This window comes from Paenibacillus sp. PsM32, assembly GCF_030433815.1.
Classification (GTDB): domain Bacteria; phylum Bacillota; class Bacilli; order Paenibacillales; family Paenibacillaceae; genus Saccharibacillus; species Saccharibacillus kyungheensis.
The window spans coordinates 1,134,196-1,150,288 of sequence record NZ_JARUWY010000001.1 but is presented as its reverse complement, the minus strand read 5'-3'; the positions used below and the strand labels follow the sequence as shown (position 1 = coordinate 1,150,288).

Annotated in this window: 14 protein-coding genes; 12 read left to right on the top strand and 2 right to left on the bottom strand. The window is 39.9% G+C overall.

Features of this window, described 5'->3' with window-relative positions; translation table 11 throughout:
* Positions 1-198 precede the first annotated feature (198 nt).
* The 8 genes from QCD85_RS05120 to QCD85_RS05085 all read left to right on the top strand — a co-directional run bounded on the left by QCD85_RS05120 (position 199) and on the right by QCD85_RS05085 (position 9,841).
* On the top strand, positions 199-1,863 hold the full coding sequence (locus tag QCD85_RS05120; RefSeq protein WP_274170877.1) for a GspE/PulE family protein: 1,665 nt from the start codon (positions 199-201) through the stop codon (positions 1,861-1,863).
* A 57-nt stretch (positions 1,864-1,920) separates the two neighbouring features.
* Positions 1,921-2,970 carry a type IV pilus twitching motility protein PilT gene (locus QCD85_RS05115; protein WP_301261841.1) on the top strand — a complete coding sequence of 350 codons (1,050 nt, stop codon included), beginning with the start codon at positions 1,921-1,923 and terminating at the stop codon, positions 2,968-2,970.
* Positions 2,970-4,175: a type II secretion system F family protein gene (locus tag QCD85_RS05110; RefSeq protein WP_301261840.1), complete on the top strand. Its 1,206-nt coding sequence runs from the start codon at positions 2,970-2,972 to the stop codon at positions 4,173-4,175. Before QCD85_RS05115 ends, QCD85_RS05110 begins: the two co-directional genes overlap by 1 nt.
* A 51-nt stretch (positions 4,176-4,226) precedes the next feature.
* The gene (locus tag QCD85_RS05105; RefSeq protein WP_301261839.1) at positions 4,227-4,664 is read left to right on the top strand and encodes a prepilin-type N-terminal cleavage/methylation domain-containing protein; all 438 of its coding nucleotides are present in this window, start codon (positions 4,227-4,229) and stop codon (positions 4,662-4,664) included.
* A 110-nt stretch (positions 4,665-4,774) separates the two neighbouring features.
* Positions 4,775-5,530 (top strand): prepilin peptidase, encoded by a 756-nt coding sequence (locus tag QCD85_RS05100; RefSeq protein ID WP_301261838.1) that lies wholly within the window; start codon positions 4,775-4,777, stop codon positions 5,528-5,530.
* Positions 5,531-5,546: 16 nt separating this feature from the next.
* The gene (gene pilM / locus QCD85_RS05095) at positions 5,547-7,139 is read left to right on the top strand and encodes a pilus assembly protein PilM (protein ID WP_301261837.1); all 1,593 of its coding nucleotides are present in this window, start codon (positions 5,547-5,549) and stop codon (positions 7,137-7,139) included.
* Positions 7,123-7,692, top strand: coding sequence for a type II secretion system protein GspM (gspM, locus tag QCD85_RS05090; RefSeq protein ID WP_274170871.1), 570 nt, complete (start codon positions 7,123-7,125; stop codon positions 7,690-7,692). The genes pilM and gspM overlap by 17 nt, the downstream gene beginning before the upstream one ends.
* A gap of 535 nt (positions 7,693-8,227) precedes the next feature.
* Positions 8,228-9,841, top strand: a complete 1,614-nt coding sequence (locus tag QCD85_RS05085; RefSeq protein WP_301261836.1) for a gamma-glutamyltransferase family protein — start codon at positions 8,228-8,230, stop codon at positions 9,839-9,841.
* A 128-nt stretch (positions 9,842-9,969) separates the two neighbouring features.
* Here QCD85_RS05085 and QCD85_RS05080 read toward each other — a convergent pair whose 3' ends face one another.
* On the bottom strand, positions 9,970-10,611 hold the full coding sequence (locus tag QCD85_RS05080; protein WP_274170869.1) for a TVP38/TMEM64 family protein: 642 nt from the start codon (positions 10,609-10,611) through the stop codon (positions 9,970-9,972).
* A 106-nt stretch (positions 10,612-10,717) separates the two neighbouring features.
* The gene (locus tag QCD85_RS05075) at positions 10,718-11,332 is read right to left on the bottom strand and encodes a TVP38/TMEM64 family protein (RefSeq protein ID WP_301261835.1); all 615 of its coding nucleotides are present in this window, start codon (positions 11,330-11,332) and stop codon (positions 10,718-10,720) included.
* Positions 11,333-11,621: 289 nt separating this feature from the next.
* Between QCD85_RS05075 and QCD85_RS05070 the strand changes: the two genes are divergently transcribed.
* From QCD85_RS05070 to QCD85_RS05055, 4 genes are all read left to right on the top strand, one after another.
* Entirely contained in the window at positions 11,622-12,638 is a 1,017-nt protein-coding gene (locus QCD85_RS05070) for a potassium channel protein (protein ID WP_301261834.1), read from the top strand.
* 131 nt (positions 12,639-12,769) lie between these two features.
* A complete protein-coding gene (gene aroD / locus QCD85_RS05065; protein WP_301261833.1) occupies positions 12,770-13,549 on the top strand; it encodes a type I 3-dehydroquinate dehydratase in 780 nt (259 codons plus the stop codon).
* A 184-nt stretch (positions 13,550-13,733) separates the two neighbouring features.
* The gene (locus QCD85_RS05060; RefSeq protein WP_301261832.1) at positions 13,734-14,489 is read left to right on the top strand and encodes an SMI1/KNR4 family protein; all 756 of its coding nucleotides are present in this window, start codon (positions 13,734-13,736) and stop codon (positions 14,487-14,489) included.
* A 141-nt stretch (positions 14,490-14,630) separates the two neighbouring features.
* Complete coding sequence (locus tag QCD85_RS05055) at positions 14,631-16,085, top strand: SWIM zinc finger family protein (RefSeq protein WP_301261831.1); 1,455 nt, start codon at positions 14,631-14,633, stop codon at positions 16,083-16,085.
* Positions 16,086-16,093 lie beyond the last annotated feature (8 nt).

Here is a 16,093-nt window from a genome sequence, read left to right as displayed (position 1 = left end):
TAATATTTTTGTTTCGCTATATAACAAATTTTGTAAAAGTGTCCGATAAAAGTGAAGTAACTGATATCTATATCGGTTGATGATGTTAATTCACGAAGGCATTTCACTCAATTTGTTGTTCCTAATCGCATCTATTTTACAAACAGGTATATAGAGACTCACCAGTACGTCATCATCATGGCTATGGAGTTGAAATGAATGAAAATGCTGAAAAAAAAATTAGGCGATCTTTTATTTGAAAGTGGTCTAATTTCGCAAGAACAATTGCAACAAGCCCTAACAGAACAAAATAAATCCAAACGCAAGCTTGGGGATGTATTAATAGCGCAAGGATTTATCACAGAGCAACAATTGATTGAAGTGTTAGAACTTCAATTAGGTATTCCTCATGTGAGTCTTTTTAAATATCAGATCGATCCGGCAATCACACAGATTATTCCGGAAAGTATGGCCAAGCGTTATCAGGTGCTTCCATTTATGAAAGATGGCAGTAAATTAACGGTAGCGATGGTTGATCCACTGGATTACTTTGCAATCGAAGATTTGCGGATGACGACTGGATTTCGGATTGAACCGGCTATTTCTAGTCGGGATGAATTACAGCGCGCGATTGCTCATTATTATGGGTTGCGTGATTCGATGAGTCTGATGATGGGCGAGTTGCCCAGTCAAGATGAGATCGAAGAAACGGAAATTACCGATGAAGCTTCGCCTATTGTACGTCTGGTCAATCAGATGATTCAGCAAGCTGTTCACTTAAAAGCTTCAGATATTCATGTAGACCCTGGTGAAAATGATGTAGTCATTCGTTATCGTATCGATGGAGTGTTACGCACAGAGCGTCATTTACCGAAACAAATGCAAGGATTTATAACCGCTCGTCTGAAAATTATGGCGAAATTAAATATTGCTGAACGTCGTCTGCCACAAGATGGACGGATAAAGCTACAGTTTGATCTGAAGATGGTCGATATTAGGGTATCTTCATTACCAACAATGCATGGAGAGAAAATAGTTCTTCGTCTGTTGGATTTAAGTACAGGTGTAAAGCCTGTAGAGCAATTAGGATTTGATCGTAAAAATGCAGTCTGGTTCCGCGAAATGATTGAACAGCCTTACGGTATCTTGTTAATTACAGGCCCTACAGGTAGCGGAAAAACAACCACTCTTTACTCGGCGCTTAATCTATTGAATACCGAAAGTGCCAATGTCATCACGATCGAAGATCCGGTGGAATATCAATTAGAAGGTGTCAATCAAGTACAGGTCAATCCGGGAATCGGCTTAACGTTTGCATCAGGATTACGTTCGATTTTGAGACAAGATCCTAATATCGTTATGGTCGGAGAAATACGTGATGATGAGACTGCTGAAATTGCTGTACGTGCTTCTTTAACAGGTCATCTGGTGTTATCAACGATTCATACGAATGATGCGGTAAGCACAGTGATGCGTCTACGTGATATGGGCATTGAACCTTATCTGATCGCTTCTTCACTGATCGGGATTGTCGCTCAGCGCTTAGTACGTCGTATCTGTTCGGATTGCAAAGAATCATATCCACCGACAGATCAAGAAAAGATTGTGCTAGAAAGTCATGGATTAGATGTACAGGTGCTACATCGTGGCAAAGGTTGTGGTAACTGTAATAACACCGGTTATCGCGGACGTGTAGCTATTCAAGAAGTTCTCAAAATTGATAAAACGTTGCGCCGTATCATTACAGAAGGAGCAGCTATCGAAGAAATTAGAAATGCGGCTAAAGATCAAGAGATGGTAACTCTTATGAATGACGGATTGCACAAAGTTATAGAAGGTATAACAACTGTTCAAGAAGTTATGCGTGAAACGGTTGCTTATTAATTAGCCAATCCCAATACATCACAACATCATATTCCAGTCAGAGGGGGGAAGAAATGAATGGCTCATATCGGTCTGAATATCAAGGAATTACTTGGTAACATGCGAGATGCAGAAGCTTCTGATCTGCATGTATCGACCGGATCAGCGCCTATTATGCGGGTTCACGGTATGTTGCATACAGGCAAAGGAGCACTTCTTACTGCTAGTGATACAGAAGAAATGGCTCGAATGTTATTACGAGACGATCAATGGGCTATTTTTCAACAAGCAGGCGAGTTGGATTTTGCTTATATGCTAGAAAATGGATCACGTTATCGGATCAATGTATTTCGGCAAAAAGGTCATATCAGTATTGCCGCAAGAGCGATTTCTAATCGTATTCCTACATTAGAATCGCTAGGACTACCTACGATGCTCAAAGGATTAACCGAAAAGCCGCAAGGATTGGTATTAGTCACGGGCCCTACAGGTAGTGGTAAATCCTCTACACTGGCGGCAATGATTGGATATATCAATACACATCAGCGCAAGCATATCGTTACGCTAGAAGATCCTATTGAGTATTTGCATGAACATGGATATTCACTGGTAAATCAACGGGAAGTGGGTCATGATACAGCAAGTTTTGCCAACGGAATTCGGGCAGCTTTACGACAAGATCCTGATGTATTACTGGTAGGGGAAATGCGAGATTTGGATACAATCTCTGCTGCTGTAACCGCGGCTGAAACAGGGCATCTTGTATTCGCAACTTTGCATACCAGTGATGCACCACAGACCGTTGATCGGATTATTGATGTCTTTCCTGCTCACCAGCAAGGACAGATACGAATCCAGTTAGCTTCTGTGTTAACAGCGATCATTTCACAACGATTATTACCTTTAGCTGATGGGCAAGGGCGAGTATGTGCGACTGAGATTCTGATTCAGACGCCTGCAATCGCCAATCTAATCCGAACCGAAAAAACACATCAGATCAAAAGTCTGATGCAGACAGGGCGAATGTTAGGCATGCACACACTGGATATGAATATTCGTGAACTGTTACAACGTGGACAAATTTTGCCAGCGGTTGGTAAGCCATATCTTTCCGAGGTGAATGCATAATGGCTCAATTTGAATATCAGGTACGAACCAATAGTGGTAAACAGCTCAAAGGCACTTTAAATGCTACTGACAAAACAGCAGCGATGGAAGAATTACGTAAGCGTGGCTTAACGGTATTCTCGCTTAATGAACAGCGTATGACGCTGTTTTCCAAAGAGATCTATATTGGTAGTCCGGTCAAAACGATTCATTTTATTATTTTCTGTCGGCAGTTCTCCACCTTGATTCGTGCAGGTGTAACTATTCTGGATGCTACTCGAATACTAGCCGAACAGACCGAAAGTAAAGTGTTACGCAAAACATTGCAAGATGTATATGCTAGCCTGATGCGAGGCATTGCCTTATCACAAGCGATGCAAGAACATCGGAAAGTATTTCCGGCACTATTTATCAGCATGTTACGAGCTGGAGAAGAATCCGGTGATCTGGAAGGTACATTAGATCGCTTAGCGGTTTATTTTGAAAAGCGTCATGGTACACGAGAAAAGATCAAATCAGCATTAACCTATCCGGTAACGGTAGGGTTGCTTGCTGTTGCGGTAACGGTGTATCTGCTAGCTGCTATTATTCCACAGTTTGTCAATATGTTTGCGTCGATGAATGCACAGCTACCTGCGATTACGGTGATTGTGTTGTCATTAAGTAATAGTTTGCAAAAGCAGTGGTATATCTGGGTATTGGTACTTCTGCTTCTTATCATTTCATATATTATTGTTCAGCGTTCTGAACGAGGAGCGTATTGGATCGATTATGCCAAGCTCAAAGTGCCTATTTTCGGAAAGTTGAATCAAAAAGGGTCGATTGCTCAATTTGCCCGTACGTTTTCTTCATTATATGCAAGTTCTGTACCTATTCTACAAGCCCTTTCGATTGTAGAAGAAGTAGCTGGTAACAAAGTGATCGAAGGGTATTTACGTCAGGCAGGGGACTCGTTACGCAAAGGAAATCCATTGTCTGAACCGCTCAAAAAAGCGTGGGTATTTCCACCAATGGTCACACAAATGATCGCAATCGGGGAAGAAACAGGTGCTCTGGATCAGATGCTGGGTAAAGTAGCCGATTTTTATGAGATGGATGTCGATAATACGGTAGATCGGTTAAAGTCATTACTTGAGCCGTTATTGATTACTTTTTTATCCGCTATTGTTGGTATTATTGTCGCTGCAATTATGTTGCCGATGTTTAGTCTATATAACAATTTGTAAGAAATGGCATCAAGGAATAACACTACATTTAATTAACTGGAGGAATTCAAAATGATGAGCAAAGTGATGAAACGTATGGGTAAAGAGGAAAAAGGGTTTACATTGATCGAGTTACTAGCAGTTATCGTAATTATGGCTATTATCGCAGTTATCGCTGTACCACTAATTGGTAACGTTATTAATAGATCTAAAACAGATGGCGATTTGGCTACAGCTTCACAAGTATACAATGCAGCACGTTTATATGTGATTGGCGAAAAAAATGGAGATTTTGAAAATAATAAAACAATTCAGCTTGCAGATTTAACAGGTACTGGCTATTTAAATAAAGATTTGAACTTACCAAGTACTAAAGACAAAATAACAAGTGCAACTGTAATTTTCTCATCAACAGGACAGCTTGAAAGTGTTACTATTGCACCAGCAGGTCAAGGGTCTAATGCCGCAGGACTTTACACTGCTGCTCAAGTTCTTAGTGCCAAGAAATAAAACGCAACATTAATCATAAAATCTATCAACAACCTACAAAAGATCGGAACCATGTTTCCGGTCTTTTTGAAATCATGAATAAGAAAGTAGATTAGATCACGATGGACATCATGTTATGGATTAATATCTATATTGTTGTACTAGGCATGGTATTAGGCTCCTTTTTTCATGTGGTCGCCTGGCGTGTACCCGAAGGGCAGTCGATTATCCATCCTCCGTCCAGTTGCTCGCATTGTCAGCATCGCTTAACAGCACTCGATATGATTCCTGTGCTCAGTTATATCGGTACAAGAGGGCGATGCCGGCATTGTCGAACACGTATATCGATTCAATATCCTATCGGTGAAGCGATAACCGGCCTATTATTTTTATGGATATTTCTGCATTTTGGCTGGACAAGTGATACAGTGGTCGGTTGGTTATTGGTTAGCTTGTCGGTCATTATTACATTGTCTGATCTGCAAGTGATGAAGATTCCGAATAAAGTATTACTGTTTTTTGCCCCTATTTTTCTAATTCTGATTGCATGGTTACCAGATGCGATTAGTCTAGGTTCCCATCTAGGTGGAGCGATAGCAGGCGGAGGTATATTATTGCTGATTGCTTTTATCAGTCGCGGTGGTATGGGGATGGGCGATGTAAAGCTTTTTGCTTTGTATGGATGGGTTATCGGATTGGCTAATGTGTGTCTTGCTCTTTTTATAGCGTGTTTACTTGGCACACTGATCGGGATTGGATTAAGACTACTTGGTAAAGTAGACAAGCAACAACCGATTCCATTCGGGCCTTTTTTAGCCGCCGGGACATTGATTTCTTTTGTATACGGATCACAGATCATTGATGCATATCTTTCGCTTATTGGTTAGGAGGAGAGTAGTTCCTATGTTTCAACGAAATTTACCTCATGTCGGCTTATCGCTGGAACAGACAGAGATTCGCTATGTATCGTTAAAAAAGAAAAAACAATGGGAATTGGAAAAGAAAAAGTTTTTGCCGATCCCTTCAGGTATTATTGTTGAAAATCAGATCGTAGATACAGAAAGTATGAATCATTTATTGCGCAAATGGGTGACCGAGGAAGGGCTAAAAGGAGAATCCGTAACACTTTCGATTCCGCCTTCTCGTATTCTGGTTCGTGCGATGAGTATTCCGAGTACCAATAGTAAGCAAGTCAGTCAATTGGTAGAACTTGAAGTCGAGACCGGATTGCATTTACCTTTCGAAAATCCAGTCTACGATTATATTGTGACATCGATTGATGAAGAACATACACACTTGCTTGTATTTGCTGCGCCAAGTCAGTTAATTAAAGACTATATTAGTCTTTTGGGCGATGTTGGGATCAAAGTAGCGGCTGTGGAATTATCGGCTACAGCATTAGCTAGAACGATTGTGACCGAGCATGGACGCTCTTTTTCCAATACCATGTTGATTCATCTTACAGATCATCTGCTAGATATTTATATGTTCCGCAGTGGACAACCTGTGTTTATGCGTAGTATCGAGTCTTCTCGTGGATTAGAGGATATGTCTGTTCTGGATGATCTGAACACTTCATTATCCCGCCAACAGATTGATGATATTATTCCTGAAATCTCGCGTATGTTGAACTTTTATCAGTATAGTCTCCATGACGGCTCTGTGAAGATCGAAGAGATTTTTGTAACAGGGTTACCACAAGAACGAGAACTGCTGGCGCATGAACTGAGTCAATCGTTATCTGATATTCAAGTAGAAGCGGTTGAACTGGAAACGACGCAGCATGCATTTCAGACTGATCCGGATTTGAATAGCTATCGGGTAGCTGTAGGTGCCGCTCTTCGTAGAGAAGATACCAAACCTATCAATTTACTGCCTCAAGAAAAAAGAGAAAAACAGCAATTTTCATATTCGACTATAGGTTTAATAGCCCTATGGATACTTGCTATGTGCGGATCTATTTTTTATATGATTAATCAAAATGGAACGATTACCGAACAAGAACGTGCGATACAACAATGGAGTGATCGCAATGCAATGGCACAGTTGGAATTGTCTAAATGGAATGGCAATGGATCGTCAGGTGCCGCTAATCAGTCTGTAGTCGATGCTGTGATGAATTATCGTATAGATGTGGTTAGTATATTGGATTCCTTGACCAAACAATTACCGAAAAGTGGGATGATTCGCGATATTTCTTATAATCGTAGTTCAAATCTATTAGTGACAGCAAGTATGCGTAACTTTAACGATGCGGCTAATTATTTGGTGAAGCTACGGAGTATGCCTTTTGTTCAAGCGGCTTCAGTCAACAAAGCGACCAAAGATAACTCGGTCGATTCAGCAGTACGACCAACCAAAGGACAAGCTTCCTTGTATCTAGTGATCTACACTATAGATCTCCAACAACCAAGTGTAACTAACGATACGTATGCACCATCATCTACTGCTGGATCATCAGAGGAAGGAGGAGTATCCAATGGAACAGCTCAATAAATATCGAAATGTCATTTTATTAGGGATTATCTTATTATTTGTGATTTTATTAGCTTTTTACATGTGGGTACTCTATCCTTTATCCCAGAAATCCGAGCAGTACGATGTACAGCTCAATCAAATGCAACAAGAATACAACCTGATCCAGACCAAAATTGCTCAGTTAAAAGGCAGTCAGCCTACCGATGCACAACAGGCGATTCAAGCGGCTATCCCTGCTACAGTAGCAAGTGAGAAGTTATTAATTCAATTACAACAAGTCGATCAGACCAGTTATGCTCGCATTACAGATATTGAATTTGTAAATGTAGATAACAATAACAGCGGTGACATAACAGCAGAAAATCTAGGTGTAAATGTAGGACAGATTCGAATGAATGCTGAACTGGAAGGCGGATATACTGAGATTCGGGAATGGATGAATCAATTGCAAAAGCTTCCACGCTTAATTACAGTCGATTCATTTAGCTTCCAACAACCGTATACACCTGGCAAATCAGGTCCGATTTTGACAGCAAATGTGTCATTTACTGCGTATTATAACTCGCCTTGATCTTATGTTAGCAAAGAATAAATAGGTTCAATGATTATAATGAAAAACTCTAAGTAGATCATATGCTTGGAGTTTTTTTCTATGTATAGGCAGAACATTATCTTCTACATTAAAGTAAAGAGTTTGTAATTTTGGAAGTCATTATCTAGAATAGACTATACATTTGAAGAAAGGAATGTGGAATGAATTGAATAGTAAAGTGTCTGCAATCAAGGTATTAAAATGGTTATTTGCTGTATCTACTATAGTTTGTGCAATCATCGGTTTTATATTTCCTGCACGATCATTTATATTAGGGCTGGTATCACTTTCTTTGTCGCTCCATTTATTTTGTATGTGTATTGATGCACGCATGAATCCGAATCCCAAACAATCGTATTCGCCTATCCTTATGCTGATGATCGTAGGGATTATTAATTTTATTGTAAGTATAATCATTCTCTCTACTTAGTAAGTGATGATGTAATGTAATTATGACTTCAAATAGACTATAGTAATACATAATTGATTGACTATTCATCCTATGGAGGTACTTATGATTCCTTTTGATCCGTTATCTCATCCTTATGCTTCAGAACGACAACCGGTCTATGCAAATAATGGCATGGTCGCTACTTCGCAACCGTTAGCAGCGCAAGCAGGATTAGATATTTTGAAAAAAGGTGGCAATGCGATTGATGCGGCAATTGCGACAGCCGCTTGCTTGACTGTTGTTGAACCAACGTCTAACGGAATCGGAGGCGATGCTTTTGCAATCGTCTGGACGCAAGGCAAACTACATGGGCTAAATGCGAATGGGCCTGCACCGCAAAGTATCTCTATTGAAGCGATTCAGCAAGCAGGGCATGAGAAAATCCCAACCCACGGCTGGATTCCAGTCACCGTGCCAGGAGCGCCATCTGCATGGCAAGCATTATCGCAAAAATTCGGCAAATTACCTTTAACCGAAGTGCTTCAACCCGCAATCGATTATGCAGAACAAGGATTCCCGGTATCCCCAACGTTAGGATATTACTGGAATCTGGCGTATGAACGTTTTGCTAAAATATTGACAGAAGAGCAGTATCAACACTGGTTTACAACGTTTGCTCCAAAAGGAAGAGCACCACGCATTGGTGAAATATGGCGTTCACCAGATCATGCAAAGACATTACGAAGTATTGCTGAGACAGGCGCAGAATCGTTTTATCGTGGTGAACTGGCAGAGCAGATCGATAATTATTCGCGTCAGTATGGCGGATTTTTGCGTAAAGAAGACCTAGCGGCATATTATCCTGAATGGGTTGATCCGATCGGAGTCCATTACAAAGGTTATGAAGTCTGGGAGATTCCACCATCCGGTCAAGGATTGATTGCATTGATGGCTCTTAATCTGTTGAATGGCTATAAATTTGCAGGCAGAGATACAGTAGATACACATCATAAGCAGATGGAAGCGATGAAGTTAGCCTTTAGCGATGGACTCAAATACATTACTCAACACGATAAAATGACAGCCAAATTAGAAGATTTGTTATCTGATCATTATGCAGAGGAACGGCGAGCGTTGATCGGCGAACGTGCATTACAACCTGAAGCAGGCAAGCCAAAATCCAGTGGAACAGTGTATCTAGCCACCGCAGATCATGAAGGCAATATGGTGTCTTATATTCAAAGTAACTATATGGGATTTGGCTCAGGAATCGTGATTCCCGGTACAGGGATTGGACTACAAAATCGTGGACATTCTTTTTCACTTGATCCTACGCATGATAATCGCTTAGAACCGGGGAAAAAGACATACCATACAATTATTCCAGGCTTTTTGACCAAAGACGGTCAGCCACTTGGTCCTTTTGGAGTGATGGGTGGATTTATGCAACCTCAAGGTCATGTGCAGGTGGTAATGAATATGATCGATTTCCATCTTCATCCGCAGGCGGCATTGGATGCTCCACGCTGGCAATGGGTAGAAGGCAAAGTGATCGAGATTGAACCGAATTTCCCTGAACATCTCGCTCAAAGTCTGATTCGCAAAGGACATCATATTGTACGTGCTAATAGTGTTGGTGGATTTGGACGTGGACAGATTATTTTGCATGATCCCGAGACAGGCGTATTGATCGGTGGAACAGAGTGGCGTACCGATGGTACAATTGCGGCTTGGTAATATGATAGAGATCAAAAGCCACTATTCTATACAGTGCAGAACAAGATACTAACTGAAATAGATCTACATCGATCTAAAAAAAGCGCTTGATCCACAGGAAACAAGTGGAGATCAGGCGCTTTTGCATATTATTTACACACTTGAGGTTCGGGTTCGATATCTAGTATTTCCGATTCTTCTCGTTTACCGAACCAAGCTTCGACTTTGCGGATAAAAATAAATCCGATAATAACGAATAATGCTACAAATAATAATTTCAACGGTTGCTGGAAATAGCTAGCCCAATCGGCTCCGATAAATGAAATGATAAAGATCATCATGCCCCGACCCAGACCTGCGGCAATTACAAAAGAACGGAATTTGATGCCACTGAGTCCAGCAGCCACATGAAGCAATGTAAAAGGACCAAATGGTAACAAACTAAACATAAAAATATACATAAATCCGTTATTTTTCATCCAACGTATACTTTTTTGGACAGCTTTATTATGAGAAAAGCGATCGATATATTTGTAATGGGAAAGCTTACGCACTAACCAGAACATCAGAATAGCCCCACTCATTATACCGATCCAAGAGTACAATACACTCCACCATAATCCAAAAGCCGCCACATTAAGCCCGATCACAACAATAATAGGTAATAGAGGAATAAAAGAGATTAGAAAAGCGATCAATATACTAAACCATGGACCGAGAGCACGATATTGATCCATCAGATGATTGATATCACCTTCTTGGAGATAAGACATGAATTGTGCAATATCCATAGCCACGTTCCTTTCGTTCAATTGATTCTATATCTTTATTTACCCAATCATGCCTATAAATTCTCGCTTATTATGATCTTTATGTTATTTTTTACACTGGAATATATTATTGTTGTTCAGCAAGCTCATCCCGACGACCGAACCATGCTTCAATACTACGACTACAGATAAAACAGATAATCACAAACAGCAACACCAACAACAGATTCCACGGATTCTCACGATAACGAGACAGATCGGCACCGATAAATGATACGGCGAACACCATAATCCCTCGTCCAAAAATAATCGCTATCATAAAAGAACGAAATCGTATCCCGCTTAGTCCAGCCGCCACATTTAACAATGTAAACGGACCTACAGGAAAAAGACTCAGTAAAAAAATATAATTAAAGCCATTATTTCGAATCCAACGTCTTGTAGTAACGACTTTGGGATTATGTACAAGCCGTAACAGGTAGCGATGTTCTGACAACTTACGCACCAACCAGAATGCAGTCAGTGACCCTGCTGTAATACCAATCCACGAATATAGAAAACCGATCCATAACCCGTAAACAGCCGCATTTACACCCAGAATAACAATCGTAGGTAATGGAGGGATAAAGGATTTGAGAAAAGGCAATAACATACTAGCAAGCGGACCCAATGAACGATATTCACTCATCCAACTTTTTAAATTTTCTTCTGTCAAATAAGACAACCACTGCGAAATATCCATAACCTCTCTAAATCCTTTCTGTTAAGCGCTTGGCATTAAAAGCGCAACCTCATTCAATCAAACATGATTTTTGCAACGCAAAATATCTTACAATAAGCGCTTGGCACTAAAAGCGCGACCTCATTCAATCAAACATGATTTTTGCAACGCAAAATATCTTTCTGTTCATTTTATTATAACGGATAGATTAGCAAAAAAGGCGAATGACAAACAGTTGTCGAATTATTTAACATTCAAGTTATTTTTCACCAATAGCTATTATTCTAACAAAGGAGCACACTCGAGCATTATGCATATCATTCTTCGTCTTTCTCGCAAAATGGTAAGAATGCGCAAATCGGTATTAGCGACAACTACATTATTATTTGTGTTATTGTCAGCTACGATAGCGTATATGATCGAACCGGATACATTTACTCACTGGTTTAACGCGTTGTACTGGGTATTGACCACAATGGCGACTGTGGGTTACGGCGATTATTTTATGAAAAGTATAGGTGGTAAAATATTCACTGTATTTTTGTATATTTTCGGTATTGGTCTACTGAGCTTAATTATTAGTAAGATTGTAGATTCGATGGGAGAATATAACCGAAGAAGAGGAGCCGGTAAATTGAAATATGTAGGACAAGATCATATCATTATTATCAATTGGAGCAAAAAAGCACACTATGCAATCGATGAACTATTTGCCAGCAATCCAGAAATAGATATCGTAATTATCGACCAATTGGAAAAGCATCCATACGATCATCCACAAGTCCATTATGTTAATGGTGATCCAACCAAAGACGAGACCTTACAACAAGCCGAGATCAGTACTGCGCGTGCGGCGATTATTTTTGCAGATTCCCGAATTGATGATGCTTCTTTAGTCGATGGCAAATCTTTGTTGGTCGCTTCCAGTATTGAACGATTAGCTTCCCATGTACATACTACTGTTGAAATTATGTTAGAAAATCATATCAAAAACTTCCATCATGTACATGTTAATGAATTTGTATTGTCTCATGATGCGATTTCACGACTAGCTGTTCGCTCTGCACTCAATGAAGGCAATAACGATGTATTAGCTCAATTACTCAATCGTCAGTACGGCGAAGATATTTATCATATACCAACAGATGCAAGCTGGCATACGTATGGTGAAGCTTTTCAAGCACTGCTGTCTCAAGGAGCTACATTGATCAGTGATCGCAACGATATGACGATTAATCGTAAATTAACTGAACATATTCCAGCAGAAGCCAAATTATTTGTTATTTGTGATCCGGATACCCATACTCGTCTAATCAATAAATTCTAATAAAAAGCCTGTACATTACAATAGCCTGCGGTGTCAGCATGCTTCAAATTGGGCTATACTATAGTAGATATTATGATACAGTATCGCAAGACATTTTCATTTATTTTGTATGGCAAAGGAGTTCAAATCAAATGTCTAATTCTCATACATTCAAACCAGTACGAGTCAAACACCTTACAATCGGAGAAGGAAAGCCTAAAATTTGCGTATCTTTAACAGGAAGTACCACTGAACAATTAGTAGAAGAAGCACATGCCCTCAAATTAGCTGATATTGATATGGTCGAATGGCGTGTTGATTTTTTTGAGCAAGTAGAGCAACTGGATATGGTCACTCATACACTGGAACGTATCCGCGATATTCTTCCATCGACTCCGCTTATTTTTACATTCCGTAGTGCCAAAGAAGGCGGGCAATATGAATTAAGCAGTAGTGATTATGTAGCATTGAATCAGGCTGTAGCTTCAACAGGTGAAGTCGATCTGATAGATGTAGAACTGTTTAATGAAGCAACCGATATTGAACAATTGATCGTAACAGCCCATCAACATGATACATTTGTGATTATTTCCAACCATGATTTCCATCAGACACCATCTAAAGAAGAGATCATCTCACGTCTATGTCGTGCTCAACAATTGGGTGCAGATATGACCAAAATCGCTGTTATGCCTCAAAGCAGTAGCGATGTGATCACTTTACTGGATGCAACCAATACAATGAAAGAACAACATGCTGATCGCCCGATGATTACAATGTCGATGGCAGGCAAAGGCATGATTAGCCGCTTAACAGGAGAATTATTCGGATCAGCTATTACATTCGGTGCTATCCAAAAATCGTCCGCTCCCGGACAAGTACCTGTGTCTGAATTACGAAGTATTTTGAATATGTTACATGCTAATTTATAAGTGAATATTGTGAAGTCTCTCTGCATAATTAGAGGGACTTTTTTTTACATTTCAAAAGAATATGGAAAAAAGATCATTCGCTATGTCTATCTAATCTTTCGCTCCGAGTTAGCTGCCAATGTTTATTCCTCTGTTATTTATCTGTACAATAAAAATATAATATGATTAGAAAGTGGGTATTGGTATGTATTTGGTGAACGAACATGTACAACCTGTAGAACGCGCAACATTACTTCGTTTTCAGCAAGATCATCATATACAATTGCCAGAAGCTTATTGTGAATTTGTACAGCAATATGGAGTAGGTACGTATTGTGGAGTATTGAATATAGAACATCCAGACGCTCAGCAGTTACAAGAATTTGTAGAATACCAGTTGTGGGAACATGATGAATATAGCCCGATTACGAATGAACAGCTGGCTGAATGTATCGTGATTGGAACAACGATTGATGGAGACTTTTTAGCTCTTCATCCTCAAGTGAGTGATCTATTATGGTTACCGAGGCATTCTACTGAGATCGAAGTACGCCAGTATGATTCTCAAGCTTCATGGATCGAGATGATGGATCAATGGTTGACGATGTCTTACGGGGATTCTTTTCAGAAGATGCAACAACATCGTTATTATGAGTCATGGACTCCATCTCAACAACATCGCTCGCTGACATTTCATCCGTCTGAAGAAGGTAACAATTTGCTTTCGATCAGTTCAAGTGCAGAGCAATTAACACAGGTTGCTGATCAGATTAATACGCAGATGCCAGCAGATTTGAAGATTGAATCTCCATATAGTTGTTTGTTATTCTGGCGCTCTATTCAAGGGTACGCTCGCTTTAATTATGCTTATGGTTATGAAGTAGCGCTTTGTTATGATGATACAGATGAAGAAGCAAAGGAACGATTGGTAGAACTCCTGTTACAATATCAGATTTATTGATTTGAAGATATACAATGATGCCTCTTTAAAAATAGGAACAAATGTTCTATAATGAGATATATAATTCTGATAACAGGATATACTGAATATATTATAGAGACGTATACATCTTATATTTTTACTATTTAAAGGAGGATTTATATGACTATTGAACTGACAGAAGGATATGTAGATGCACTTGCACCTAATGCGGCGGCAATTAAAAATGCTAAAGGATTAATTCAAAAAAATAAATTGGTACAACTTCATCAAACAGAGGATGGTACTTTACTGTTTGGAGAGTGCGCAGGTAGTGGCAAAAGCAATTACGCATGTTCTGTAGACTTTATACAGACAGATAAAGAACCAACTTCCAGATGTAGTTGTCCGAGTCGCCAATTTCCATGCAAACATGCTTTAGCGCTTATGTACGCTTACGTCTCAGGACAGACATTTACAACCGCTACAATTCCGGAAGATATCGCAGATAAACGTGCCAAAATCGAAAAGCGGGAAGAAAAAGCTGCTGCTGTAGAAAGTGATCCTACACAGAAAAAGGCACCAAAAAAGAAAACAGTCAACAAAAATGCATTGAAAAAGAAAATCCAGACTCAATTAGAGGGATTGGATATTTTAGAAAAGTTCACCTTATCATTGATCCGCAACGGTCTAAGTACAGTCGATGCTACAGTCGTTAAGCGCATTCAAGAACATGTCAAACAAATGGGCAATTATTACCTCACCGGTGCGCAAGTCGAATTGCGTCGTCTGGCAGGACTGTTATCTCCGAAAAACAATCCTGAAGCGAACTATACATATGCAGTAGAACAATTAACGCTTATTCATGCGTTGATTCGTAAAGGCAGGACTCATTTACAGTCGAAGCTGGAAGATCCAGAGTTGGCTTTGGATGCGGAGTCTACGATTGAAGAATGGTTAGGGCATGCATGGCAACTTAGCGAATTGGAACAATATCAGCGTATGACAGAGAACGCAGAATTAATTCAATTAGCATTTACGAGCTATGATGATCCGGGAAGAATGGAATTTGTTGATCTGGGATACTGGTTAGAATTAGGCAGTCAACAGATCCGCCGAACGTTGCAATATCGTCCGTACAAAGCAGCCAAACATATTCGGGAAGAAGATACATTTACTGAAATTGCTTGTCCGAAGCCTCTTTATGTATATCCAGGGGATCTTAATCCACGTGTCCGTTGGGAAAGTCTAACGACCCGAGCGGTGACCGAGCAAGATGTGCAGTCTATTCATGCCCAAGCTTATCGTTCCTTTGCAGAAGGAATCAAAGTCATTAAAAACCAATTGAAAAATCCACTGGCTGATCCGTATCCGGCACTTTTGCTTCAAGTTAGTCAATTTTATCAAAGTGATGATCAACGATTGGTGATTCAAGATGCTGAAGGACAAACAATAGGACTTACTGATATTTCGCTACCGATTGGTACCAGCACAGGATTACTTCCTTACTTACCACAAGAAACGTTGCAAAATGTGACGGTGCTGTTGGTATTTGAACATCAGATGGATACAGGTCAATTAATCGCTCAACCACTTTCTATTATTAATGGGAATGGAATTATGCGCCTGTTATATTGATAAACCAG